Genomic DNA, 24,327 nt, shown 5'->3' with positions numbered 1-24,327 from the left:
CCGAGACTTATAGCGAGAACGCCCTCGGGCCGCAAGCCGGGTCGAACCGATGTAGAATGCGCGACCTTGTTGTCTGTCCGGAATCTGTAATGGATCGCCCGCGTTTTCGAGCTGCATTTCTTTATCCCCGTTTTTGGCCGCTGTGGCTGGGCCTGGGCCTGCTATGGCTGGTGGTCCAGCTGCCTTATCCGCTGCTGCTGTGGATCGGTCGCGCCCTGGGGGCGCTGATGTACCGGGTGGCCGGTGAGCGCCGACGGATCGCCAAGCGCAACCTGGAACTGTGTTTCCCCGAAAAGTCCCCTGCTGAGCGCAAGCGTCTGCTCAAGGAAAACTTCGCCTCCACCGGCATCGCCTTTTTCGAGATGGCCATGAGCTGGTGGTGGTCCAAGCCGCGCCTGGCGCGCCTGGCCCATGTCGAAGGCCTGGAGTACCTCAAGCAGGCGCAGCTGGAAGGCAAGGGCGTGATCCTCATGGCCCTGCACTTCACGACTTTGGAAATTGGCGCCGCCTTGCTGGGCCAGCAGCACACCATCGACGGCATGTACCGCGAGCACAAGAACCCGCTGTTCGATTTCATCCAGCGTCGTGGCCGCGAACGGCACAATCTGGATTCCCTGGCGGTGGAGCGAGAAGACGTGCGCGGCATGCTCAAGTTGCTGCGCGCCGGCCGTGCCATCTGGTACGCACCGGACCAGGATTACGGCGCCAAGCAGAGCGTGTTTGTGCCACTGTTCGGCATCCAGGCGGCAACGGTCACCGCCACCAGCAAGTTCGCCCGGCTGGGCAAGGCCCTGGTGGTGCCTTTCACTCAGCAGCGGCTGGCCGATGGCAGTGGTTATCGGCTGGTGATTCACCCGCCGTTGCAGGATTTCCCGGGTGAGACCGACGAGGCCGATTGCCTGCGCATCAACCAGTGGATCGAAAGCGTGCTGCGCGAGTGCCCGGAGCAGTATCTGTGGGCGCACCGCCGCTTCAAGAGCCGCCCGCCAGGCGAGCCGAAGCTTTATAAGAAGCGCGGTTGAAATTATCGCGCTAGATTGAAAGCCCTTTATCAGCGCCATGGAGTGTAGCGATGAGCCCAGCGGAACCGGTCACAGGATTGATTCTTTCCGGCGGCGGGGCTCGTGCGGCGTATCAGGTGGGGGTGCTGGCGGCGATTGCCGAGTTGCTGCCGGCGGGGGCGAGCAATCCCTTCCCGGTGATAGTCGGGACCTCGGCCGGGGCGATCAATGCGGTCAGCCTGGCCAGCGGCGCGCTGGATTTCACCGCGGCCATCGAGCGTCTCACGGCGTTCTGGCAGGGCTTTCGCAGTCATCAGGTGATTCGCAGCGACTGGCCCGGGGTGATCCGCCAAGCCACCCGGTTCGTCGGCCACAGCCTGCTCGGCCTGGGCGCCCAAGTGCCGGTGGCGCTGCTCAACAGCTCGCCGCTGCGGCAGTTGTTGAACGATAAGCTGCAGCTGTCCGGTATTCGTCAGGCGATCGCGCAAAAGCACCTGAAGGCAGTGGCGGTCACGGCCTTCGGTTATGAGTCGGGCCAGGCGGTGACCTTCTACCAGGGTGGTGGCACCATCGATGCCTGGCTGCGTCATCGGCGCATCGGCCTGCCCACGGAGCTTACGGTCGAACACTTGCTGGCCAGCTCGGCGATTCCACTGCTGTTTGCCCCGGTGAGAATCGGCCAGGAGTTTTTCGGCGACGGCGCGGTGCGGCAATCGGCGCCCATCAGTCCGGCGTTGCACCTGGGGGCCAGCCGGGTGCTGGTGGTCGGGGTCAGCGGCAACCCTCGTGGCATCGACCCGCAGGCGCCCCAGCAGCGCAGCTACACCGGGCAGCAGCCGACGCTGGCGCAGATCGGCGGCCATATGCTCAACAGTACTTTCATTGACAGCCTGGAAAGCGATATCGAGCTCCTGCAGCGGCTCAACCAGTTCAGTCATCTGCTGCCGTCGGGCACACCCGTCCGTACCCTGGGCGTGGCGCCGGTGGAGGTGCTGGTGATTGCGCCCAGCCAGCCGATCGACGAGATCGCTGCCCGTCATCGGCAAGAGCTGCCGGCGGCATTGCGCCTGTTTCTGCGCGGGCCGGGGGCGACCAAGACCAGCGGTGCCGGGGTCCTGAGTTACCTGCTGTTCGAGGCGGGGTATTGCAGCGAACTGATCGAACTGGGGCGCAGCGATGCCTTGGCCAAGCGCGACGAGCTGCGGCGGTTTCTGGGGTTGGCGGCCGCGGTCGAGACGACCTGAAAAAGCATCGCGAGCAAGCTCGCTCCTACAGGTAATGCCGTCTCTGTAGGGGCGAGCTTGCCCGCGATAGGGGCTTGGTTCCGCGCGGCTCAGGCGGTCAGTTTGTCGTCGCGAAAATCCCGCAGCGCCTGCTCGATCTCTTCCCGGCTGTTCATCACGAACGGGCCGTACTGCACGATCGGCTCGCCCAGGGGCTTGCCGGCGATCAACAGCACACGGGCGCCATCGGCACTGCTCAACTGGATCTCGCCCTGGTCGGACAGGCGCACCAGTTTGCTGGTGGCGACCGGCTGCGGATGCCCGGACAGATCGATCTGGCCTTCATAGACATACAGCAGGGCCCGATGTCCTTCAGGCAGACGCGGGCTGATGTTGGCGCCGGCAGGCAGGCGCAGGTCGAAGTAGTGGGGCTCGGTATCCGGTCGTTCGACGGCACCGGTCTGCTGCACCTGGCCGTCATCGAAGTGGCCGGCGATCACCACCACTTCCACGCCGTTGGCGGTGGTCAGGCGCGGGATGTCCTGGGGTTGAATGTCCCGGTAACCGGCCTTGTCCAGCTTGTGCTTGCCCGGCAGGTTCAGCCAGAGCTGGAAGCCGCGCATCACGCCTTCTTCCTGTTCCGGCATCTCGCTGTGGATGATGCCCTTGGCGGCGGTCATCCACTGCACGCCGCCGCCTTCCAGCAGGCCGACGTTGCCCAGGTGATCCTCATGGCGCATGCGGCCTTCGAGCATGTAGGTGACGGTTTCGAAACCGCGATGGGGGTGGGGCGGAAAGCCGGCGATGTAATCGTCGGGGTTTTCCGAGCCGAACTCGTCGAGCATCAGGAACGGGTCGAAGCGCTCGACACCCTGGCCACCGAAGACCCGGGTCAGTCTGACGCCGGCGCCGTCCGAAGCGGGCTGGCCGGTATGGACGCTGAGTACTTTGCGAAATTGAGTCATCGATGCAACTCCTGATCAGGTTGGAATGAGCACCATGCTATGCCAGCTCAACTGATCGATGGTTGCGAATATCGGGGCGTTGCTATCGATTTATTCGATTAAATCCGTTCCCGCGGCGAGCACGGGAACGGCGCTCACAGCATCAGAAGTGGTACTTGAGCAGCAGACTGGCGGTGTTCTGGTCGGTGTCGAAGTAAGGGGTGTCCTTGACCCCGTACTTGTTCTTCCAGTAGTCGTATTCGATACCCACATACAACTGTTTGTCGCCCAGCTTCAGCGCCTTGCCCAGGTCGTACTTGATCTGCGGGTTGATGTGCAGGTTGGCGTGGTACTCGCCTTTGGAGTTCTTGTCGTTGTCCACCACCCAGTCAATGAAACCGTCGATCAGGATGTCCGAACGGCCCACGGGAATGGTGTAGGACCAGACCGGGGTGATCTGCCAGACATTGTCGCCGGCACGGCTGCCTTCGGTCTGACGGTTGTAGAAGTTCAACTGGAAGTAATCGAACCCGGGGATCGCCAGGTCAAAACCCGGACCGATCAGGTAGGACTCGTTATCGCCTTCGCCGAACTCGTAAGTCATGGCCAGCAATACATCCTTGATCGGGCCGAACTCCAACTTCTGATCAAAGATCTTGCCGAACGAAAGACGCGGGCTGAACTCGCCGTAGTAGGTGTTCGGGCCGACGTTGCCGTCCTTTTTACCGTTGTAGAAGATCTTGTCGATAAACAGGAAGTTGTCGCCGTACTTCCAGGCATCGGCATGTTCGAAGGTAACGGTCTGTTGGATCTCCGGATTGATCGCGAAGTCTTTGCCGTAGAGGTAGGTCAGGCTGTTGTTCTGCCATTGCAGCAGGTCGCCGGCGTTGGCCTGGGCCCCTGCCAGCAAGGATCCGGCAAGCATCAGGCCTTTACAGATGCGGTTCATTCGGTTGCTCCCAAAAAGTAAGTGGTTCTACGTTTTTCTTTAAAAGCCGGTGCTCTGGTGTGGCACCTTTCAGTGGCTGAAAAATCATCCGATCGGTCAGCTTTGTTGCTGATAGCAAGAGCTGAGCCAAGGCGAAAAAAAAGCGCAAAAACTCCCGCGCGGCTGTACGAATACAGTCGGTCGAGAGTGAATTCGGTTTTAAATCGGTACGCCTTGGTACTTTCCAGAGGCCGGGATAAGTTGGCTTTCTGGTCAGGTTTTAAATCCGGGCTTTTTTTTTCACCGGATTCAGGCGGCCGCGGAGAATACTGACTCCCACGGCCTTGCTCAAGTGCTCTGCAATAGCGCACTTGAAACAACTTTGGGGCACGTTTGCCGGCCATTCTAGAAATGCACCTTCACCAGCAGGCTGGCGGTGTTCTGGTTGGTGTCCAGGTTCGCGCTGTTCTGGATGCCGTACTTGTCTTTCCAGTAGCTGTATTCGAGGCCGACATACAGTTGCTTCTCACCCAGGCTCAGGGCCTTGCCCAGGTCGTATTTGATCTGCGGGTTGATATGCAGGTTGGCGTGGTAGGTGCCGCGGTCGTTCTGGTCGTTGTCCACCACCCAGTCCAGGTAGCCGTCTATCAACAGGTTCGAGCGACCCAGTGGGATGCTGTAGGACCAGGAGGGGGTGATCTGCCAGACACCGTCGCCGGGGCGCGGGCCTTCGGTCTGGCGGCGGTAGAAGTTCAGGGTGAAATAGTTGAAGCCCGGAACGGTGAGGTCGAAACCGGGGCCGATCAGGTAGGCCTCGCTGTCGCCTTCGCCATATTCGTAGGTCATGGCCAGCAACACGTCCTTGACCGGGCCGAAGGCGAATGAGCGGTCGAGGATCTTGCCGAACGACAGCCTTGGGCTGAACTCGCCGTAAAAAGCGTGGGGGCCTTTGTTGCGGTCTTCCTGGCCGTTGTAGAAAATCTTGTCGACGAACAGGAAGGTGTCGCCGTACCTCCATCGGTCGGCGTGCTCGAAGGTCACCGTCTGCTGGATCGACGGGTTGATCGCGAAATTCTTGCCGTACAGGTACGTCAGGCTATTGGTCTGCCACAGCAGCAGATCACCGGCCATGGCCTGGGTTGTCGCCAGCAGCCCACCGCTCAGCAGCAGGCGTGCGTGTGCATGTCTCATCGTGTTGCTCCCTGTTTGTTTTTATTGTCAAGGCGCAGGCAGCCGCCGACTGCGACCGGGCGCGGTGCCGGGTCTGCCTGTCGTGCGTGTATTTCGGGTATCGACGGTCAAGCAGGGGCGACCGCCAGGCCGCCCCGTTCAGGCTTCAATGCTGGTGGGCGTGTCGGGCGTTGCTGGCGGCCCGTTCGGTGCCACCCAGGATGTTGAACAGCAGGTTCAGGGTCAGGGCACTGAGGGTCGCCATGGCGATTCCGCTGTGGGTGATCGGGCTCATCCACAGGGGCAGGTGGGCGAAGAACTCCGGGCGGACCACCGGAATCAGGCCCATGCCGATGCTCACCGCCACCAGCAGTTGATTGCGGCGGTCGGTGATGTCGGCTTCCTGGAGGATCTTGATCCCGGTCGCCGCCACCATGCCGAACATGGCGATGGCTGCGCCGCCCAGTACCGCGGGTGGAATCGAGGCCACCAGGAAGGCCGCCTTGGGCAGCAGGCTCAGCACGATCAGCAGGCAGCCGGCGACTATGGTCACTGAGCGGCAACGCACGCCGGTCATCTGCACCAGGCCGATGTTCTGGGCGAACGAAGAGTGGGTGAAGGTGTTGAGAAAACCGGCGAAAAACGAGGCGCCGGCATCACACAGCAGGCCGCGACGCAGCATGCGCGGGGTGACTTCCTGGCCGGTGATCTTCCCCAGGGCGAGGAACATCCCGGTGGACTCGACGAAGATGATCACCACCACCAGGCACATCGAAAGAATCGGCGCCAGATGGAACTGCGGCATGCCGAAGTGCAGCGGGGTGACCACCTGCACCCAGGGCGCCTGGGCCATGCCGCTGAGGTCGACCATGCCGATCAGGCCGCAGAGCACGTAGCCCAGGCCCATGCCGATCAGCACGGAAATGTTCACCCAGAAACCGCGCATGAAACGGTGCACCAGCAGGATGGTGCCCAGTACCAGCGCGGCGATGGTCAGGTAGATCGGGGAACCGAATTCGGCATTGTGGCTGCCGCCGCCTGCCCAGTTCACCGCGACCGGGAACAGCGACAGGCCGATGGAGGTGATGACGGTGCCGGTGACCAGGGGGGGAAAGAAGCGCACCACCTTGGACATGAAGGGCGCGATCAGCATGCCGAAGAAACCGGCGGCGATGGTCGCGCCAAAGATCCCCTGCAGGCCGATGCCCGGCATGCCGGCCATGGCCACCATGCTGCCCACGGCGGCAAAGCTGGCGCCCATCATCACCGGCATGCGGATGCCCATGGGACCGATGCCGAGGGATTGCACGATGGTAGCGATGCCGGCGACCAGCAGGTCGGCATTGATCAGGAAGGCGATTTCTTCACGACTCAGACCCGCGGCCTGTCCGATGATCAACGGCACCGCGATGGCGCCTCCGTACATCAGCAGGACATGCTGCAAACCGACCAGGATCAGTTGCAAAAGGGGCAGTCGCGCAATGGCGGGTGCGTCGGGGATGCGCGGTTCGGTTAACGCGGACATGCAACACCTCGGGTCTTTTTTATTCTTGTGATTAGAAAGCTGTGTGGTTGCGAACAGCTTTTTTGCAGCAGGCCAACCGCGTGGCGGTTGATCGCGGGCAAGCCTCGCTCCCGTAGGAGCGAGGCTTGCCCGCGATGTTTTTCAGCGGTGACTCAGTTGGTGCGTGCCCCTTGGGTGATCCAGGCGCCGATCAGGTCACGTTCCTGCTGGGTCATCTGGGTGATGTTGCCCAGCGGCATGATCTGGCTGGCAACGGCCTGGGCCTGGATCCGTGGGGCCTGGAGCTTGATCTGCTCCGGGGTGTCGAACATCACGCCGGCTGGCGCGGCACTGAACAGCGGGCTGGTGGGCTTGGCCGAGTGGCAGACGGTGCAACGTTCCTGGATCACGTTATGCACCTTGTCGAAGCTCGGGCCCTGGGTTGCGGTGGATGCTTGCGTCGGAGCAACTTCAGGAGCCGCCGGAGTTGCCGGAGCCGCTGCGGTTTCAGGCTTGGCGCCGCCGCCGATGGCGGTTTCCGGCAGTGGCTGGTACTCGATCTTCGCCGGCGCCTTGGCCACTTCCGGAGCCTTGGCCATTTGCGCGGGGCCGGTGACGTAGGCCAGGCAGATCATGCCCAGGGCCGCGACCGGCAGGGTCCAGGCGAACTTGTGGCTGTCGTGGCGGGTGTTGAAGTAGTGACGCACCAGCACTGCCAGCACTGCGATCCCGGCCAGGATCAACCAGTTGTACTGGCTGCCGTAGGTGCTCGGGAAGTGGTTGCTGATCATGATGAACAGCACGGGCAGGGTGAAGTAGTTGTTGTGCCGCGAACGCAGCAGGCCCTTGGCCGGCAGGGTCGGGTCCGGCGTGCGGTTTTCCGCGATGGCGGCCACCAGCGCGCGCTGGGCCGGCATGATGATGCGGAACACGTTGCCGACCATGATGGTGCCGATGATGGCGCCGACATGTAGGTAGGCGCCGCGACCGCTGAACACCTTGCTGAAGCCATAGGCCGCGGCGATCAACAGCACGAACAGGATGAAGCCGAGCAGGGCGGGTTTCTTGCCCAGGGGCGAGTCGCAGAGGAAGTCGTAGACGAACCAGCCGGCGATCAGGGAAGCGATGCCGATGGCCACGCCTTCAGGGCCGGTCAGGCCGCTGCCGGGCGCTACAAGGTAGAGCATCGGGTTGTAGTAGAACACCAGGCACAGCAGGGCGATCCCCGACATCCAGGTGAAGTAGGCTTCCCACTTGAACCAGTGCAGGTTCTCCGGCATGGAGGGTGGGGCCAGTTTGTATTTTTCCAGGTGATAGATGCCGCCACCGTGGATTGCCCAGAGGTCGCCCGACAGGCCGTCCTTGGGGTTGACGCGATTGAGGTTGTTTTCCAGCCAGACGAAGTAGAACGACGCGCCGATCCAGGCCACGCCAGTGATCATGTGAACCCAACGCACGCTCAGGTTGAGCCATTCCAACAGATGTGCTTCCACAGTCTTTACCTCTCGCCTGTCACCCTTGTTTTCGGGTGATCAGACCTTCTCTTATTGGTGGGGGGCGAGGATCAAACACTCATCCTCTTCAAAGAAATGCTCATCGCAGTTATTGCCTGTGCCACTGCGATCAACCACCAGGAAGTCATCCCGCTTTTCGATCGTCAGCACCGGGTGGTGCCAGACGCCGCGATGGTAATTAATGCCCTGCCTGCCATTGCTGACAAAGGCGCGGACCAAGCCCGATACAGGTGCATCGCCAAGTGGCGCGACCACGATCAGAAAGGGGTTGCCGAGCAGCGGAATGAAAGCCTGGCTGCCCAGCGGATGGCGCTCCAGCATGCGTACGGTCAAGGGCATGTCCAGCGCGTCGGCGCGGAAGATGCTGATGATCGCCTTGTCGTCCGGCGTGGCGGTTTCCACGGTAGCCAGACGATGGAAGCGCATGGTCGAACCGTTGTTGATCATGAAGTGATCGCTGCCGTCGGTTTCGATCACGTCACCGAAGGGGGCGAAGGCTTCTTTGGTCAGCGGTTCGATCATCAATGTGCGCATGCTGTTCTTCTTAATCTGTGAATTCGGTTTTTCGGTCAGTCATGTTTTTGTAGGAGCGAAGCTTGCTCGCGATGGCGTCAGGCCGGACAACCGCTATCGCGAGCAAGCTTCGCGCCTACAGGCTCGGCATTACTTCGCGACCTTGCCCAGGATCCGCAGGCGGCTGACGCCACCGTCCGGGAATACGTTCAGGCGGATATGGGTGATCGGGCCCAGGGCCTTGATCTGCTCGGCGAAGGTGTGTTCGGCGTGCATTTCCAGCTTCTGGCTCGGCAGCAGTTCGCGCCAGAACAGCGACTGGGTTTCGATCTGGCTGTCGGTGCCGCCCTTGACGAAGGCGCCCTGGATCGAGCAGCTGTCCGGGTAGTTGCCCTTGAAGTGCAGGGTGTCGACGATGATCTTCTCGATCTCGCCCGGATGGCCCAGGGCGACGATCACCCAGTCATTGCCCGGCGTGCGGCGGCGTGCGGTTTCCCAGCCATCGCCCATGTTGATGCCGCGGCCCGGGTTGAGGATGTTGCTCATGCGGCCGAAGTGTTCGTCGGAGCAGGCGAGGGCACGGCCACCGTTGAGGGCGGCTGCCAGGTCGACCTGTTCGTTGTCGCCGACCGCCGACCAGTCGCGGTACGGGATGCCATGCACGCGCAGACGGGCCACGCCGCCATCCGGGTAGATGTTGAAGCGCAGGTGGCTGAACGCCTGGTCGTTGTTGATCTCGTGGTAGTGGTGGCTGTTGCCTTGCAGCTCGACGGCCGGCAGCACTTCCACCCACTGGGTGTTTTCGTTCGGCTCACCTGCGGTCAGGAAGCAGGCTTCCAGGGAGGCCGATGGCGGGAAGTTGCCGGTGAAGAATGAGGTGTCGATGTCCACGCCCTTGATCTGGCCAGGCACACCCAGGCGGATCACGGCGCTGTCGTAGCCTTCGAAGCGCTTGCGGCGCGACTCCCAGCCGTCCATCCACTTGCCGTTGTCATCGAATACGCCCTCCTTCCATACGGCCGGGGTCGGCTGGAACAGACGGTTGGCGTCAGCGAACCAGTCATCGGTCACCGAGATGATCTTGGTGCCCAGGCGGGCGTCGGCCAGGTTGACGAACTTCTCGAAAGGTACGGCGTAAGCTTTCATTCTTCTTGTCTGCCTTTAATTGAGTGGCTTGGGATGCTTGCAGGGCCCTGGGTACGTTTCGTACTCGGGCCAGGCTTGCTAGAGAGTCAGTAATCGGAACAGGGCGATCTTGTTGATCTCCGCCAGCGCGCACCGGAATTCGGTGTCCACCGAGTTGTGGATGCGTGCTTCGAACGCCGCGAGGATCTGATGCCGGTTGCTGCCTTTTACCGCCATGATGAAGGGAAACTTGAACTTGGCCTTGTAGGCGTCGTTCAGCTCGGTGAAGCGCTGGAACTCTTCGGCCGTGCATTGGTGAATACCGGCGCCAGCCTGTTCATTGGTGCTGGCTTCGGTCAGTTGCCCCTGGACGGCGGCTTTGCCGGCCAGGTCCGGGTGAGCGTTGATCAGGGCGAGCTGGCTCTGGTGATCGGCGCTCAACAGGATGTCGCTCATGCGCTGGTGCAGGGTGTCGATCCGGTCGATCGACGCATCCTGGCCCAGGTCGAAGGCCTTTTCGGCGACCCATGGCGAATGTTCGTAGATATCGGCGAAGGCTTTGACGAAGGCGTCGCGGCTCAGGGTCGAGGGTTTCAGGGTTTGGAAGGTGCTCATTTCGCAGCCCTCTGGAACGGATGGGTTTGCTGCCAGTGGCGGGCGATGTCCACGCGGCGAGTGAACCAGACCTGATCGTGACCCTTGACGTACTCGATAAAGCGCTTCAGGGCGGCCAGGCGCGCCGGGCGGCCGATCAGGCGGCAGTGCAGGCCGATGGACAGCATCTTCGGCGCCTCAGCGCCTTCGGCGTACAGCACGTCGAACGCATCCTTGAGGTACTGGTAGAAGTCGTCGCCCTTATTGAAGCCCTGGACCTGGGTGAAACGCATGTCGTTGGTGTCCAGGGTGTAGGGGATCACCAGGTGCGCCTTGCCGGTCGGGTTGTTGGTTTCCCAGTAGGGCAGGTCGTCGTCGTAGGTGTCGCAGTCGTAGAGGAAACCGCCTTCTTCCATCACCAGGCGCCGGGTGTTCGGGCCGGTGCGACCGGTGTACCAGCCCAGCGGGCGTTCACCGGTGATTTCGGTGAGGATGCGGATCGCTTCGAGCATGTGCTCGCGTTCCTGGGCCTCGTCCATGTACTGGTAGTCGATCCAGCGGTAGCCGTGGCTGCAGATCTCGTGGCCGGCTTCGACCATGGTGCGGATCACGTCCGGATGGCGCTGGGCGGCCATGGCGACGGCGAAGATGGTCAGCGGAATGTCGAATTCCTTGAACAGCTTGAGGATCCGCCAGACGCCGGCACGGCTGCCATACTCGTACAGCGATTCCATGCTCATGTTGCGCTCGCCCTGCAGGGGCTGGGCGGCGACCATTTCCGAAAGGAAGGCTTCCGACTCCTTGTCGCCGTGCAGGATATTGCGCTCGCCGCCTTCTTCGTAATTGAGCACGAACGACAGGGCGATGCGGGCATTGCCCGGCCAGTGAGGGTGAGGAGGGTTGGAGCCGTAACCGATCAGGTCGCGTGGGTAGTCAGCGCTCACTGCAGTCTTCCTTCTTATCGTGATAACGGTGGCGTGGCGGGGCCTGAGGGGGAAAGGCAGGCTGGCGTCACAGCGATGGACTGATTGTATACAACTTTTCAATCGGTTTGTAAGCCCGATTTTTTGCATTTTTCATCGATTGTGCTCATGGCTGGGTGTTGCAAGAAACCTGCCTGGTTGGTCAGCTAATGGATGAAAAGTCTTCTGCTCTCATGGTGTAGCCGCTGATCAAGGGAATACGGAGGCTTGGCAGAAGTACCCGGAAATGGGTGATTTTTATTGTGTACAATTTTTTTGAAAAGTGTCTTAATAAATTCCTCACCGCATCTTTTCGTGCTCCGAAACGGTGCGGTCTCCTTATCAACTGACTTCAGGAGGCGCGAGGTCTGGACGTGTGAGCACGCACAGACACGCAGAATCAATGGGACGTTTGACTACACACGTGTTGGATGCCGCGCATGGCTGCCCAGGCAGCGCCATCAAGGTTGAGTTGTACCGGGTCGAAGGTGCGCAGTTGGAACTGGTCGCCAGTGCCCTGACCAACAGCGATGGCCGTTGCGATGCGCCGTTGCTACAAGGCGATGACTACCGCACCGGGGTTTACCAGCTGCAATTCCATGCCGGCGATTACTACCGTGCTCGCGGCGTACAACTGCCTGAGCCGGCGTTTCTCGATGTGGTGGTGCTGCGTTTTGGCATCTCGGCCGAGCAAGACCACTACCACGTACCGTTGCTGATCTCGCCCTACAGTTATTCGACCTACAGAGGAAGCTAGGACTTTCCCCCACGAAGCCTGCGCAAATAGCTTCTTTGGTCTTTCGCCCGCTCACACTGCGGGCTTTTTTTCGTCCTTGGAAATGTGCTGTTGGTGAGGACTCTATCGCGAGCAAGTTGGATCGCCGCCCGCTCGCTCCTGCTGGATTTGCACTGCTTCTGTAGGAGTGAGGTTTGCCCGCGATGCTTTCAGCGGCTCAACAGCGACGCGGCGCCGGCACCGCTGAACAGCCCGGCGCTGACCCGGTTGAACCAGCTCTGGCCCTTGCCGCTGCGCAGGTAGCGCGCCGCACCATGGGCACCCAGGCCGTAAGCCAGCTTGCACAGCAGGTCGAGCAGGGTCCAGGTGACGATCATGATCAGCAGTTGCGGCAGGAAGGGTTGTTCGGCGCTGAGAAACTGCGGCAGAAACGCGGCGAAGAACAGAATGTCTTTCGGGTTGCTGGCGCCCAGCACAAAAGCGCGCCCGAACAGTGCGCGAAAGCGCGGTTTCGGTGCGGCCTCGGGCACTTCGGCGCCGAGGGAGGGTTGCCGCGATTGCTGCCAGCTTTGCCAGGCGAGATAGAACAGGTACAGCGCACCGACGACTTTCAGGGCGCTGAACAGCTGTTCCGAGGCCAGCAGCAAGGCGCCCAGGCCCAAAGCCGAGGCGCTCAGCAGGCAGATCGAGGCAAACACGCCGCCGAGAAACGCCGGGTAGGACCGGCGCAAACCGTAATTCAGGCTGTTGCTGATCATCAGCAGGGACAGCGGGCCCGGGATCAGGATCACCACCAGTGCCGCGCCGCTGAACAGCAGCCAGGTTTCCACGCTCATTGCCTTTCTCCTTATGTGCAAAAGCCTCACCCGACGGGGTGAGGCCGTTTGAAACCGATGTGCCTACAAGAAAATGAACTTGGCGATAAAGATCGCGCACAGCACCCACAGGCTGATGGAGATTTCCTTGTACTTGCCCGTCCCGGCCTTCAAGGCCACGTAGGTGATGAAACCCAGGGCGATACCGTCGGCAACCGAGAAGGTCAGCGGCATCATGATTGCGGTCACGATCGCCGGGATGCTGTCGGTGGCCTCTTCCCAATCGATGTGGGCCATGCCGCCCATCATCAGCATCGCCACATAAATCAGTGCACCGGCGGTGGCATAAGCGGGGATCATGCCAGCCAGCGGTGCAAAAAACATGGCTGCGATAAATAGCACACCTACGGTCACTGCGGTAAGACCAGTCCGACCACCCGCGGCGACACCCGCGGCACTTTCCACGTAGCTGGTGACGGGCGGAACGCCGACCACCGCACCGAAGACGCTGGAGGCGCTGTCCGCCTTCAGGGCGCGGGAGAGGTTCTCGATCTTGCCGTCGGGGTTGACCAGGCCGGCGCGCTGGGCCACGCCCATCAGGGTGCCGGCGGTATCGAACATGTGCACGAAGAGGAAGGCCAGCACCACGCTGATCATGCTGACGTTGAACACCCCGGCGACGTCCATGGCCATCCAGGTCGGTGCCAGGCTCGGCGGGGCCGACATGATGCCCTCGTAGTGCACCAGGTCCAGGCCCCAGCCGGCCAGGGTCACGGTGATGATGCTGATGAGGATCGCGCCGAACACCCGGTGATAACTGAGCACGGCAATCATCAAGAAACAGATCGCCGCCAGCAGCGGGCCGGGTTCGCGCAGGGAGCCGAGCTTGATCAGGGTGGCCGGGCTATCGACCACGATGCCCGCGGTCTTCAAGCCGATCAGCCCCAGGAACAGGCCCACGCCGGCGCCCATGGCGAAGCGCAGGCTGGCCGGAATGCTGTTGAGCAGCCATTCGCGGATCCGCGAGAAGGTCAGGAACATGAACAGCACGCCGGACACGAACACCGCACCGAGGGCGGTTTCCCAGTTGTAGCCCATGGTTCCGACCACGGTGTAGGTGAAAAAGGCGTTCAGCCCCATGCCGGGCGCCAGGCCTACTGGCCAGTTGGCGTATAGCCCCATCAACAGGCAACCCAGGGCCGCGGCGATGCAGGTGGCGACGAATGCCGCGCCGTGGTCGATGCCGGCGTCGGCCATGATGTTGGGGTTGACGAAGATGATGTAGGCCATGGTGATGAAGGTCGTCAGACCGGCAATCAGCTCGGTCTTCACCGTGGTGCCATGCAACCTGAGTTTGAAGATGCGCTCCAGCCAGCCACTGTTCAGCGGCGGCGAGAGTTCCAGCGTAGGGGCTTCGGATTTGCGGCTTTCCACAGCGAGTACTCCTCAAGAGTTTTATTATTTTTTCCAGAGCCGGACACGTGAGGGTGGGCAGCGGCTCTTTGAGGCATGTAAGGCTTGCGGGCTTTTATTGACCTATGGGTCAGGAACTCGCACGTGGCGAATTATGCTTTTGTATACAAAGAAAGCAAATAATGTTTTTTAGGTTGTGTGCGAAAAGTTCGCCAGAAAGGCTATATGGCCTGTAGCCGCTGGCGCAGCCCGCGATCGAGCGCGCAGCGGCCGCAATGGGGCTGACGCGGTCTTGCAGAAGCATCGGGTATGCGGGTTGACGGCCGCTGCGCGCTCGCAGGCTGTGGTGTCAGCGGTTTTCGCCCAGGGCTTTGTTCACCGCCAGCCAGCCATCCACCGCCGCCTCGCCGGCCTCGGCGAATACCCGTTGCAGCAGCTTTACCTGCTCGCGCCGCAGCGATTGTTCAAAGCGCGCGCCGTCCTCCGTCAGCTCCAGCAGGCGTTTGCGCTTGTCGCTTTCCGGGGCAACGCTGTTGACCAGGTGCATCTCCATCAATTGACGCAGTGGAATGTTCAGCGCTTGCTTGCTCACGCCCAGTGCCGTGAGCAGTTCTTTCACGCTCAGCCCCGGGTAGCGGGCGATGAAAAACACGATGCGCTGGTGCACGCGACTCAGGCCGCGGCGCTCGAGCATTTCGTCGGCCTTGGCGGTGAACGCCTGGTAACCAAAGAAGAAGGCTTCCATGGCGGCTTGTTGCGTGGTCTGGTTTTTAAGGTCAAGCATATTGACGTATCTGCGAAAGTCGGCGTAATTTCGGTCAAGCAGTTTGACGTATTTTCCTCCGCCTTCGCTACTGGTGACCCTCATGGCCTTCTCCGAACGTGTTTCGCGTCTTAAAAGCTCACTGATCCGTGAAATCCTTGCCGCCGCGCAGCGTCCGGAAGTGATGTCGTTCGCTGGAGGCCTACCCGCCGAAGCGATGCTGCCGAAGACAGATTGGCAGGCGATGCCGGTGTCCATGGGCCAATACGGCATGAGCGAGGGCGAGCCACAGCTGCGCGAGGCCCTGGCGGCACAGGCCCGGGCGCTGGGCGTGCCGTGCGAGGCCAGCCAGGTGCTGGTGGTCAGCGGGTCCCAGCAGACCCTCGACCTGGCGGCCAAGCTGTACATCGACAAGGGCACCGAGATCATGCTGGAAGCGCCGACCTACCTGGCGGCGTTGCAGATCTTCCAGCTGTTCGGCGCCGATTGCCTGACCGTGCCGCTTCAGGCCGATGGGCCGGATCTGGCGCAATTGCGCGCCCGCCTGGAGCAGCATCGTCCTGCGTTCATCTACCTGATCCCGACCTTCCAGAACCCTTCGGCGGTGCGCTACAGCGAAGCCAAGCGCGATGCCGTGGCGGCGTTGCTCGACGAGTTCGGGGTGACCCTGATCGAAGACGAGCCTTACCGCGAGCTGACTTTCGACGGCGGCAGCGCCATGCCCATCGTCGGGCGCCTGCGCAAGGCCAGCTGGATCTACACCGGCACCGTGTCGAAGACGCTGCTGCCAGGGCTGCGGGTCGGTTACCTGATCGCCAGCCCGGACCTGTTTCCCCATCTGCTGCGGTTGAAGCAATCGGCGGACCTGCACACCAACCGTGTCGGCCAATGGCAGGCGCTGCAATGGATAGGTACCGAGCAGTATCAGCAGCACCTGGGCGAGTTGCGCGATTTCTACCGGGTTCGCCGCGACGGTTTTCAGGCCGCCCTGCAACGTCATTTCGGCGATCTGGCCGATTGGCAGGTGCCTCAGGGCGGGCTGTTTTTCTGGTTGACCTTGAAACAGCCGCTGGACACCCGCACTTTGCTGAAAGCGGCGCTGGAGCAGGACGTGGCATTCATGCCGGGCGAACCCTTCTTCTCCGAGCCGGACCGCAATCCAGGTCACCTGCGGTTGAATTTCAGTCATATCGATCCGGCGCGTCTGGACGAAGGTCTCAAGCGGCTGGCCACCGTGGTACGTCAAGCACAGGCTGCACAGGCAGCCTAAGAGGAGAGGGCCATGTACAAGGTTTATGGGGATTACCGGTCCGGCAACTGCTACAAGGTCAAGCTGATGCTCAATCTGCTGGGCCAGCCTTACGAGTGGCAGGCGGTGGATATCTTGAACGGGGATACGCAGACCGAGGCGTTTCTGGCGAAGAACCCCAACGGCAAGATCCCGGTGCTGGAGCTGGAAGACGGCACCTGCCTGTGGGAGTCGAACGCGATTCTCAACTTTCTCGCCGACGGCAGCGAATTCCTGCCGAGCGAGCCGCGTTTACGCACGCAAGTGCTGCAATGGCAGTTTTTCGAGCAATACAGTCATGAGCCGTACATTGCCGTGGCACGGTTCATCCAGCTTTATCTGGGGATGCCGCAAGAGCGCCTTCACGAATACGAGAAGCTGCAAAAGCGTGGTTACAAGGCGTTGGACGTGATGGAGCACCAGCTGGCGCGCACGCCGTATCTGGTGGGCGAGCAGTATTCGATTGCCGATATCGCGCTCTATGCCTACACCCATGTCGCCCATGAAGGTGGCTTCGATCTGGCGCGCTACCCGGGGATCCAGGCCTGGATGCAGCGGGTGGAAAGCCATCCACGGCATGTCGGGATGCTCGACTGAGCCTCTGCGGGAAACAAAAAAACCGACCCTTGGGTCGGTTTTTTATGGTCTGGCTCTTGTGGGGGCTGTTCTGGCGCTATCGCGGGCAAGCCTCGCTCCTACAGAAAATCGGTCGCAAACCTGTAGGAGCGAGGCTTGCCCGCGATGACGTCCTTCAGAACGCCACCAACCATTCAGGCTGTCGCAAAGCGTTTGTCCAGATAATCGATGATCACCTTGGACTCGTACATCCAGGTGGTCTGGCCGTTTTCTTCGATACGCAGGCACGGCACCTTGATCTTGCCGCCTTGCTCCAGCAGGGCCTGGCGGTCCTGCTCGTTGTTTTTCGCGTCGCGCAGGGCCACCGGCACGTTCAGGCGGTGCAGGGTGCGACGGGTTTTCACGCAGAAGGGGCAGGCATGGAACTGGTACAGGGTCAGGTCCTTGGCGGCCTGTTCGACCTGGGCTTGAGCCGCGGCGGGGCGCTGCTGCTTGCGTGGGCGGGTGATGAAGTCGATGAAGATGATGAGCTGGCCCAGGCCGACTCGAAGCGCTTTGACGATCACGATATTGCCTCTTGCCCATGAAAGAAGGGGCGGCAGCTTACCTGATTTTTGCCAGGCGAAAAAAAACCGGCGATGAACGCCGGTTCTTTCGGGCAGCCGTGTTACTTGATCAGGCTGAGAAACTCGCTGCGGGTCGCCGCGTTTTCGCGGAATTCGCCCAGCATCACCGAGGTGATCATCGACGAGTTCTGCTTCTCCACACCGCGCATCATCATGCACATGTGCTTGGCCTCGATCACCACCGCGACGCCCAGGGCGCCGGTCACTTGCTGGACCGCGTCGGCGATCTGGCGGCTGAGGTTTTCCTGGATCTGCAGGCGGCGCGCGTACATGTCGACGATGCGCGCGACTTTCGACAGGCCCAGCACCTTGCCGCTCGGAATGTAAGCGACGTGAGCCTTGCCGATGAAAGGCAGCAAGTGGTGCTCGCACAGCGAGTAGAGCTCGATGTCCTTGACCAGCACCATTTCGCTGTTATCGGAGCTGAACAAGGCACCGTTGGTGACTTCTTCCAGCGTTTGTTCATAACCGCGGCAGAGGTACTGCATGGCTTTGGCGGCACGTTTTGGCGTGTCGAGCAGGCCCTCGCGGGAGACGTCTTCGCCCAATTGGCCGAGGATCGCCGTGTAATTCTGTTCCAGGGACATGAAACTACCTGTGGGATTTTACGCAAAGGGCAAGGGTACGGTGGCGGACTCGACGCTGCAAGCGCGACGAAGCGGCTTTACTCGTCGCGGCCTTCCATCATGGTCCGTTTGAGCATCACGTAGACCGCGCCGGCGCCGCCGTGCTTGGCCTGGCACGAGGTGAAGCCGAGCACCTGGGGATGCTGGCGCAGCCAGGTGTTGACGTGGCTCTTGATCATCGGTCGCTTGCCGTCCAGGCGCACGGCCTTGCCGTGGGTGACGCGCACGCAGCGGATCTCGAACTTGGTGGCTTCGGCGAGGAACGCCCAGAGGGTTTCCCGAGCCTTTTCCACGTTCATGCCGTGCAGGTCGAGGCTGCCCTCGAAAGGGATCTGGCCGACCTTGAGCTTGCGCATCTGGCTTTCCTGGACCCCGTCGCGGGCCCACATCAACTCGTCTTCCGGGCCGACGTCGATCACGAACTGATCGGACAGCCCGTCGACGGCAGTGGTTTCGGTGCGCACGCTGGCAGCCTGGCGCAGCTTGGCAATCTGCGCCCGGTCAGCCTTGGGTTTGCCGGTTTCGGCGCGATCGTGCTTGATCGGCTTGACGCCTTGGATCGCGCTTTTGAATAGGGAAAAATCGTCGTCTTGCATGTCAGCCTCCGCGAAGACCGAGCAGTTTACCCAACTCGACGGGAGAGGGGCGGGACAAAACGTGTGGCCGTCGATTCAGTCATGTTTCTTCATCAGGTGTGGAGCCATGTTCAGGGTTTGCGGCTGGCGCATGCGGCGCCGGCAGCGACGCCACAGCCAGACACCGACATACAGCAGTAACAGACCGACCGCTAGAATCACCGCGGAACCTGCCGGACTTGCATTCAATTCGCCCAGCGCCGGAGGGCGCCCCAACAGGCTGGCGGCCCCGGCCATCGCCAGCAGCACACCGAAGGTCGCCAGCAACGCGGAAAATCCCGCGCCCAGGCGCAAACGCCAGTTCCGCGGGCCTTTGGGCCGCAGACGACGTGCGTCAAAACCATCGGATATCTTCATTCCGACCTTCCTCAATGGGTATCGGCCCTTCGACCGAAAGATGACCGGGTGGTTCCTGAGGCTAAGGCAATTACGGCAAATGAGAGGCTTTTACGGATGAGCGGCCCGTGGACCGCTCATTGCGGGTCGATCAGATCAGATCTTTGGTCAGGGCGAGGGTGGCGAAGTTGTCCGCCATGATGGCCATTTCGGTCTGCTGCACGTGCTCGGCGCTGAGGATGCCGCCCTTGTAGGGCAGGTCGCGGGTGGCGCAGGCGTCTTCCACCAGGGTGCAGCGAAAGCCCAGGTTCTTCGCGGCGCGCACAGTGGTGCTGACACTGGAGTGGCTCATGAAACCGCAGACGATCAGGTCCAGGGAACCCAGGTCCTGCAGGCGCTTTTCCAGCTCGGTGCCATGGAAGGCGCTCGGCAGCAGCTTGCCGATGATGGTCTCGTCGCCCTGGGGTTCGAGGCCGGGGATAAATTCACCGCGCTCGCCCTGGGGGTCGAACAGACCGCCGACGGTGCCGAGGTGGCGCACGTGCACAACCGGGCGGCCGGCGGAGCGGGCGGCAGCGACCAGTTGCTTGATGTTGGCGACCGCGGCGTCCATGCCGGACAGGGCCAGCGGACCGCTGAGGTACTCTTTCTGGGCGTCGATGATCACAAGGGTCGCGTGGCTCAAATTAGCCGCTGCATAACCACGACCGCTGAGTTGAAACATCGTCTTTGGAACGGACATTCTGGGGCTCCTGTGAGTGGGGCTTTTGCGACATTGTCCTCTGGCGGAGCGCTTCTGTGAATCGCTACTAACGTAAGGTGCGTGGTTGCTGGCCTACAGCCGTGTCAAGGGGTATGGGGAATCGGGCCGAATGTGGGGAAAAGCGCCTGGACGCCCCGCAGACTCAGATTTTTCATGCGTCGTCCTCAGACGTTTTGGCTGTTAGAATCGCCAGTCGTTTTTTCAGGAGTCTGTCCCGTGATCACTTCCCGCCTGCGCACCCTGCGCGACCACATCCGTTGGGCTGTCAGCCGCTTTCATGGGGAGGATCTGTTTTTCGGCCATGGGACCGACAACGCCTGGGACGAAGCCCGCCAATTGGTACTGGGCGCCTTGCACCTGCCGTGGGAAATCGCCGACAGCTATCTGGACTGTGCGCTGGAAGATGACGAACTGGTCAACCTGCAACGTCTGCTCAAGCGCCGCATCGAAGAGCGCGTGCCGACCGCCTACCTGCTGGGCGAGGCCTGGTTCTGTGGCCTGTCGTTCATTGTCGACGAACGGGTGCTGATCCCGCGTTCGCCGATCGGCGAGCTGATCGAAAAACGTTTCGAACCCTGGCTGGGCGCCGAGCCTGCGCGGATTCTTGACCTGTGCACCGGTTCCGGCTGTATCGGCATTGCCTGCGCCTACGAGTTCCGCCATGCGGAAGTGGTGCTGGCCGACCTGTCGTTCGAAGCCCTCGAGGTGGCGAACCAGAACATCGAGCGCCATGGCGTCGATGAGCGGGTGTTCACGGTGCAGGGCGACGGTTTCGAGGGTTTGCCGGGCCAGCGTTTCGACCTGATCGTGTCGAACCCGCCGTATGTGGATGCCGAGGACTTCGCCGACATGCCCGAGGAATACCAGCATGAACCGGAGCTGGGCCTGGCCTGTGGCGACGATGGCCTGAACCTGGTGCGGCGCATGCTGGCCGAGGCGGCCGATCATCTGACCGAGAAGGGCTTGTTGATCGTCGAGGTCGGCAACAGCCAGGTCCACGTCGAAGCCCTGTACCCGGAAGTCGACTTCGCCTGGCTGGACTTCGAACGCGGTGGCCATGGCGTGTTCATGCTCACCGCCGAGCAGTGTCGGCAACACCAGGCGCTGTTCAGCTCCCGGGTCTGAGCCGCAAGCGAAGAGCCAGAAAAAAGCCCGCCAATCGGCGGGCTTTTTGTTGTCAGCGGTGGGTCGCGATCCAGATCAGCAACCCGGCCTGGAACACCGCAAATGCCACCAGGCAGGTGATGGTAAAGCGCAGTCCGGTGTCTTCGCGCTTGTACTTGGCGACCTTTTCTTCGTGCTTGCGCAGTTTGACTTCCTGTTCTTCGAGATTCTGCTCGGCCTGCTGCAGCATCTGCGCGGCTTCGAGGATCTCGACGAATTGCAGCTTTTCGGTGTTCCAGTTGACCAGCAGTTCGCCGACCTGCACATCCTTGACGCTGCCCTTGAGATGCTGGGCATCGGCGTAAACCACATCGAAACCCTGGACCCGCAGGAAGTGGTCGCGCCGCAGGCGCGTGGCCTCGTTCAGCGCATCCTTGTTCGCCAGTTCGAAACCGTCCACGCGGTAGTGTGGCCATTTCTTCTGGGCCCAGCTTGCCCCCTGCGCCAGCAGAAAGCGGCCGATACCGCGGTTCGCCGGCTCGATCTGCAGGTTGTCCGGTTCGAAGCGCACCCGACGAGTCGCATGGTCGACCCAGACATCCAGATGATTCTGCTCCTTGCGTACCCGTTGGCCCGGCAACTGGAGGGTCATGCGCAACAGGCTGCGCTCCTTGTTGCTGCGCTCGGCGTAACCGAACTCGATAAAGCGCAGGGGCCGTCCGCCCGTGGTGCGATCGGTTTGCAGCGGGGCCAGGCGAAGCATCCGGTGATGCTCGGCATGGACGTCCGCCCACGGCAACGCCACGGCTTCGGGAGCGGGTTTTTCAACCTCGGTTTCGGGAGGGTTCTGGGTATCGGTCATAACGGCGAGATCCTGTCCAAGCGCTGCTTGCCGACGGCAAGTGAACGGCCGGCAAAGGCTTATCGGCCGTTTTTTTCAGGACTGGAGGGGAAAACGCGTCAACGGGCGTGAAGTCCGTCAATAAAACCGATGATGCGGCTGCCGAGTTCCGAGGCCAGGGGCAGTTGCGGGTCCTTGTAGGAGGCCAGTTGCCGCTTGACGTCGTTGGGCACGATGCGCAGCACGTGGTTCATGCCCTCGATCAGCGCCAGTTGGGCGTCCGGCTTGGCGGCCTTGAGCATCTGTGCGTCGCCGACGCCGACCTGGATATCGTTACTGCCCTGGACGATCAGCGCCGGCATTTTCAGGCGGGCGAAGGCGGCGGCCGGGTCTTGCTTGAACAGGGTGATCAGGTACGGCTGCACGCTGGGGCGGAAGATCACCTCCAGCGGCGGCGGCACGTCGGTGTCGACGCGGCCGGCCTTGAGACTGTCGAGCAGTTCGTTGCTGCGCAGCATCAGCGGCGCCGGCAGGCGATAGCTCAGTTGCTGGCGCAGCACCTGGTCCACCGGGCGGGCGGTGCCGGAGATAGAGATCACCGCCGCCGCATCGACCTGGGGCGCCGCCAGGGTGGCGATCAGCGCGCCTTCGCTGTGGCCGAGCATGATCAGCGGACCCAGGCGTGGGTCGCTCTTGAGTTTTTTGCCCCAGGCCACGGCGTCGGCGACGTAGGCGTCGAGGGTCAGGTTGCGTTCGTCCGGGGTGGCGGCAAGGCTGGCGGCCACGCCGCGTTTGTCGTAGCGCACGCTGGCGATGTTGTGTTTGGCCAGCACCCAGGCCAGGCGCTTGAGGCTGTCGTTGCGTCCGCCGTCGGGGTTGTTGCCATCGCGGTCGGTGGGGCCGGAGCCGGAGACGATCAGCACCACCGGCACCGGGGCGTCGGACTTGGGCAACAGCAGCGAGCCGTATAACTCGCCGTTGCCAGTGTCCAGGCTGATGGGACGTTGCAACACGGCCGCCTGGACCAGGCCGGTGAACAGGGTAAGGCTCAAGAGAAGAACTCGCAGCATTATCACGCCATCATGGAGAAGGTGCCGGTTGGACTTCCGGGCACGGATAAGGTTCGAGGATGAACTAGTTGGGTAGCCTGCGTATACTGGCGCGCTCAGTAATCCAGATTGAGTTATTTCGGCTGATTTCATGGAGCGTCCCGCATGTCCGGCAATACCTACGGCAAGCTGTTCACTGTCACCACCGCGGGCGAAAGCCATGGTCCGGCGTTGGTCGCCATTGTCGACGGCTGCCCACCGGGTCTTGAGCTGTCGCTGGACGATCTGCAGCGCGACCTGGACCGGCGCAAGCCCGGCACTAGCCGCCATACCACCCAGCGCCAGGAAGCCGATGAAGTCGAAATCCTCTCCGGCGTGTTCGAAGGCAAGACCACTGGCTGCTCCATCGGCCTGTTGATCCGCAACACCGACCAGAAGTCCAAGGACTACTCGGCGATCAAGGACCTGTTCCGCCCGGCCCACGCCGATTACACCTATCACCACAAATACGGCATCCGCGATTACCGCGGCGGCGGTCGCAGCTCGGCGCGGGAAACCGCCATGCGCGTGGCGGCCGGGGCCATCGCCAAGAAATACCTGGCCAGCCAGGGCATCGTGGTGCGTGGCTACATGAGCCAGCTGGGCCCGATCGAAATCCCGTTCAAGACCTGGGATTCGGTGGAAGACAACGCCTTCTTCAGCCCTGACCCGGAGAAGGTGCCGGAGCTGGAAGCCTATATGGACCAGCTGCGTCGCGATCAGGACTCGGTGGGGGCGAAGATCACCGTGGTCGCCGAGGGTGTGATGCCGGGCCTGGGCGAGCCGATCTTCGACCGCCTGGACGCCGAGCTGGCCCACGCGCTGATGAGCATCAACGCGGTCAAGGGTGTGGAAATCGGCGCCGGTTTCGCCAGCGTCGCCCAGCGTGGCACCGAGCATCGCGACGAACTGACCCCGCAAGGTTTCCTCAGCAACAACGCCGGCGGCATCCTTGGCGGGATTTCCTCCGGCCAGCCGATCGTCGCGCACCTTGCGCTCAAGCCGACCTCCAGCATCACCACCCCGGGCCGCTCGATCGACATCGATGGCAACCCGGTGGACGTCATCACCAAGGGCCGTCACGACCCATGCGTCGGCATCCGCGCCACGCCAATCGCCGAAGCCATGATGGCCATCGTGCTGATGGATCACCTGCTGCGTCATCGTGGCCAGAACGCCGACGTGCGTGTCAGCACGCCGGTGCTGGGCCAGTTGTAATGGCGTCTCTGCCAGTCGCCA

27 protein-coding genes are annotated in these 24,327 nt (G+C 61.9%); 7 read left to right on the top strand and 20 right to left on the bottom strand.

Going from position 1 to position 24,327, the window contains the following annotated elements:
* Nucleotides 1-89: 89 nt before the first annotated feature.
* Nucleotides 90-1,022 (top strand): lipid A biosynthesis lauroyl acyltransferase, encoded by a 933-nt coding sequence (locus tag C4K38_RS23435; RefSeq protein WP_053280401.1) that lies wholly within the window; start codon nucleotides 90-92, stop codon nucleotides 1,020-1,022.
* A gap of 50 nt (nucleotides 1,023-1,072) precedes the next feature.
* Nucleotides 1,073-2,245 (top strand): patatin-like phospholipase family protein, encoded by a 1,173-nt coding sequence (locus C4K38_RS23430; RefSeq protein WP_053280400.1) that lies wholly within the window; start codon nucleotides 1,073-1,075, stop codon nucleotides 2,243-2,245.
* An 89-nt stretch (nucleotides 2,246-2,334) separates the two neighbouring features.
* On the opposite strand, the gene C4K38_RS23425 is transcribed toward C4K38_RS23430, so the two are convergent.
* The 10 genes from C4K38_RS23425 to puuE all read right to left on the bottom strand — a co-directional run bounded on the left by C4K38_RS23425 (nucleotide 2,335) and on the right by puuE (nucleotide 11,460).
* Nucleotides 2,335-3,189 (bottom strand): pirin family protein, encoded by an 855-nt coding sequence (locus C4K38_RS23425; protein WP_053280399.1) that lies wholly within the window; start codon nucleotides 3,187-3,189, stop codon nucleotides 2,335-2,337.
* A 142-nt stretch (nucleotides 3,190-3,331) separates the two neighbouring features.
* The gene (locus C4K38_RS23420) at nucleotides 3,332-4,117 is read right to left on the bottom strand and encodes an outer membrane protein OmpK (RefSeq protein ID WP_053280398.1); all 786 of its coding nucleotides are present in this window, start codon (nucleotides 4,115-4,117) and stop codon (nucleotides 3,332-3,334) included.
* The gene (locus C4K38_RS23415; protein WP_124345318.1) at nucleotides 4,114-4,500 is read right to left on the bottom strand and encodes a hypothetical protein; all 387 of its coding nucleotides are present in this window, start codon (nucleotides 4,498-4,500) and stop codon (nucleotides 4,114-4,116) included. Before C4K38_RS23415 ends, C4K38_RS23420 begins: the two co-directional genes overlap by 4 nt.
* A gap of 1 nt (nucleotide 4,501) precedes the next feature.
* Complete coding sequence (locus C4K38_RS23410; RefSeq protein ID WP_053280397.1) at nucleotides 4,502-5,287, bottom strand: outer membrane protein OmpK; 786 nt, start codon at nucleotides 5,285-5,287, stop codon at nucleotides 4,502-4,504.
* A 145-nt stretch (nucleotides 5,288-5,432) separates the two neighbouring features.
* A complete protein-coding gene (locus C4K38_RS23405; RefSeq protein ID WP_053280396.1) occupies nucleotides 5,433-6,791 on the bottom strand; it encodes a nucleobase:cation symporter-2 family protein in 1,359 nt (452 codons plus the stop codon).
* A 152-nt stretch (nucleotides 6,792-6,943) separates the two neighbouring features.
* The gene (locus C4K38_RS23400) at nucleotides 6,944-8,263 is read right to left on the bottom strand and encodes a urate hydroxylase PuuD (protein WP_053280395.1); all 1,320 of its coding nucleotides are present in this window, start codon (nucleotides 8,261-8,263) and stop codon (nucleotides 6,944-6,946) included.
* A gap of 51 nt (nucleotides 8,264-8,314) precedes the next feature.
* On the bottom strand, nucleotides 8,315-8,818 hold the full coding sequence (locus C4K38_RS23395) for an ureidoglycolate lyase (protein WP_009050214.1): 504 nt from the start codon (nucleotides 8,816-8,818) through the stop codon (nucleotides 8,315-8,317).
* A gap of 129 nt (nucleotides 8,819-8,947) precedes the next feature.
* A complete protein-coding gene (gene alc / locus C4K38_RS23390; protein ID WP_053280394.1) occupies nucleotides 8,948-9,943 on the bottom strand; it encodes an allantoicase in 996 nt (331 codons plus the stop codon).
* A 78-nt stretch (nucleotides 9,944-10,021) separates the two neighbouring features.
* Complete coding sequence (gene uraD, locus C4K38_RS23385; protein ID WP_053280393.1) at nucleotides 10,022-10,537, bottom strand: 2-oxo-4-hydroxy-4-carboxy-5-ureidoimidazoline decarboxylase; 516 nt, start codon at nucleotides 10,535-10,537, stop codon at nucleotides 10,022-10,024.
* Nucleotides 10,534-11,460, bottom strand: coding sequence for an allantoinase PuuE (gene puuE / locus C4K38_RS23380; protein WP_053280392.1), 927 nt, complete (start codon nucleotides 11,458-11,460; stop codon nucleotides 10,534-10,536). Before puuE ends, uraD begins: the two co-directional genes overlap by 4 nt.
* A 421-nt stretch (nucleotides 11,461-11,881) precedes the next feature.
* Here puuE and uraH point away from each other — a divergent pair, with 421 nt between their 5' ends.
* Nucleotides 11,882-12,235, top strand: coding sequence for a hydroxyisourate hydrolase (gene uraH / locus C4K38_RS23375; protein WP_053280391.1), 354 nt, complete (start codon nucleotides 11,882-11,884; stop codon nucleotides 12,233-12,235).
* Between the two features lie 188 nt (nucleotides 12,236-12,423).
* Here the strand turns inward: uraH and C4K38_RS23370 are convergent, their stop codons facing one another.
* From C4K38_RS23370 to C4K38_RS23360, 3 genes are all read right to left on the bottom strand, one after another.
* Complete coding sequence (locus C4K38_RS23370; protein WP_053280390.1) at nucleotides 12,424-13,050, bottom strand: LysE family translocator; 627 nt, start codon at nucleotides 13,048-13,050, stop codon at nucleotides 12,424-12,426.
* A gap of 63 nt (nucleotides 13,051-13,113) precedes the next feature.
* Nucleotides 13,114-14,463 carry an NCS2 family permease gene (locus C4K38_RS23365; protein WP_053280389.1) on the bottom strand — a complete coding sequence of 450 codons (1,350 nt, stop codon included), beginning with the start codon at nucleotides 14,461-14,463 and terminating at the stop codon, nucleotides 13,114-13,116.
* A gap of 328 nt (nucleotides 14,464-14,791) precedes the next feature.
* On the bottom strand, nucleotides 14,792-15,226 hold the full coding sequence (locus C4K38_RS23360) for a MarR family transcriptional regulator (RefSeq protein ID WP_009050207.1): 435 nt from the start codon (nucleotides 15,224-15,226) through the stop codon (nucleotides 14,792-14,794).
* Between the two features lie 82 nt (nucleotides 15,227-15,308).
* Between C4K38_RS23360 and C4K38_RS23355 the strand changes: the two genes are divergently transcribed.
* Nucleotides 15,309-16,475: an aminotransferase-like domain-containing protein gene (locus C4K38_RS23355; protein ID WP_053280388.1), complete on the top strand. Its 1,167-nt coding sequence runs from the start codon at nucleotides 15,309-15,311 to the stop codon at nucleotides 16,473-16,475.
* 12 nt (nucleotides 16,476-16,487) lie between these two features.
* Nucleotides 16,488-17,090 (top strand): glutathione S-transferase family protein, encoded by a 603-nt coding sequence (locus tag C4K38_RS23350; protein WP_053280387.1) that lies wholly within the window; start codon nucleotides 16,488-16,490, stop codon nucleotides 17,088-17,090.
* Nucleotides 17,091-17,263: 173 nt separating this feature from the next.
* On the opposite strand, the gene C4K38_RS23345 is transcribed toward C4K38_RS23350, so the two are convergent.
* From C4K38_RS23345 to C4K38_RS23325, 5 genes are all read right to left on the bottom strand, one after another.
* On the bottom strand, nucleotides 17,264-17,635 hold the full coding sequence (locus C4K38_RS23345; RefSeq protein ID WP_053280386.1) for a glutathione S-transferase N-terminal domain-containing protein: 372 nt from the start codon (nucleotides 17,633-17,635) through the stop codon (nucleotides 17,264-17,266).
* Nucleotides 17,636-17,736: 101 nt separating this feature from the next.
* On the bottom strand, nucleotides 17,737-18,282 hold the full coding sequence (folE, locus tag C4K38_RS23340) for a GTP cyclohydrolase I FolE (RefSeq protein ID WP_003204506.1): 546 nt from the start codon (nucleotides 18,280-18,282) through the stop codon (nucleotides 17,737-17,739).
* A 77-nt stretch (nucleotides 18,283-18,359) separates the two neighbouring features.
* Nucleotides 18,360-18,917, bottom strand: coding sequence for a Smr/MutS family protein (locus C4K38_RS23335; RefSeq protein ID WP_053280385.1), 558 nt, complete (start codon nucleotides 18,915-18,917; stop codon nucleotides 18,360-18,362).
* Nucleotides 18,918-18,992: 75 nt separating this feature from the next.
* Nucleotides 18,993-19,313 (bottom strand): hypothetical protein, encoded by a 321-nt coding sequence (locus C4K38_RS23330; protein WP_007932271.1) that lies wholly within the window; start codon nucleotides 19,311-19,313, stop codon nucleotides 18,993-18,995.
* 130 nt (nucleotides 19,314-19,443) lie between these two features.
* On the bottom strand, nucleotides 19,444-20,034 hold the full coding sequence (locus C4K38_RS23325; protein ID WP_009050202.1) for a cysteine hydrolase family protein: 591 nt from the start codon (nucleotides 20,032-20,034) through the stop codon (nucleotides 19,444-19,446).
* Between the two features lie 237 nt (nucleotides 20,035-20,271).
* Between C4K38_RS23325 and prmB the strand changes: the two genes are divergently transcribed.
* Entirely contained in the window at nucleotides 20,272-21,180 is a 909-nt protein-coding gene (gene prmB, locus C4K38_RS23320) for a 50S ribosomal protein L3 N(5)-glutamine methyltransferase (RefSeq protein WP_009050201.1), read from the top strand.
* Between the two features lie 52 nt (nucleotides 21,181-21,232).
* Here prmB and C4K38_RS23315 read toward each other — a convergent pair whose 3' ends face one another.
* Together C4K38_RS23315 and C4K38_RS23310 are read right to left on the bottom strand one after the other, a co-directional pair.
* Nucleotides 21,233-22,021, bottom strand: coding sequence for a hypothetical protein (locus C4K38_RS23315; protein WP_053280384.1), 789 nt, complete (start codon nucleotides 22,019-22,021; stop codon nucleotides 21,233-21,235).
* A 98-nt stretch (nucleotides 22,022-22,119) separates the two neighbouring features.
* Nucleotides 22,120-23,118 (bottom strand): alpha/beta hydrolase, encoded by a 999-nt coding sequence (locus C4K38_RS23310; RefSeq protein ID WP_169914954.1) that lies wholly within the window; start codon nucleotides 23,116-23,118, stop codon nucleotides 22,120-22,122.
* 96 nt (nucleotides 23,119-23,214) lie between these two features.
* Here C4K38_RS23310 and aroC point away from each other — a divergent pair, with 96 nt between their 5' ends.
* On the top strand, nucleotides 23,215-24,306 hold the full coding sequence (aroC, locus tag C4K38_RS23305; protein ID WP_053280383.1) for a chorismate synthase: 1,092 nt from the start codon (nucleotides 23,215-23,217) through the stop codon (nucleotides 24,304-24,306).
* Nucleotides 24,307-24,327 lie beyond the last annotated feature (21 nt).

This window comes from Pseudomonas chlororaphis subsp. piscium, from assembly GCF_003850345.1.
Classification (GTDB): Bacteria; Pseudomonadota; Gammaproteobacteria; order Pseudomonadales; family Pseudomonadaceae; genus Aquipseudomonas; species Aquipseudomonas piscium.
This window is presented reverse-complemented; position numbering and strand designations above follow the sequence as displayed.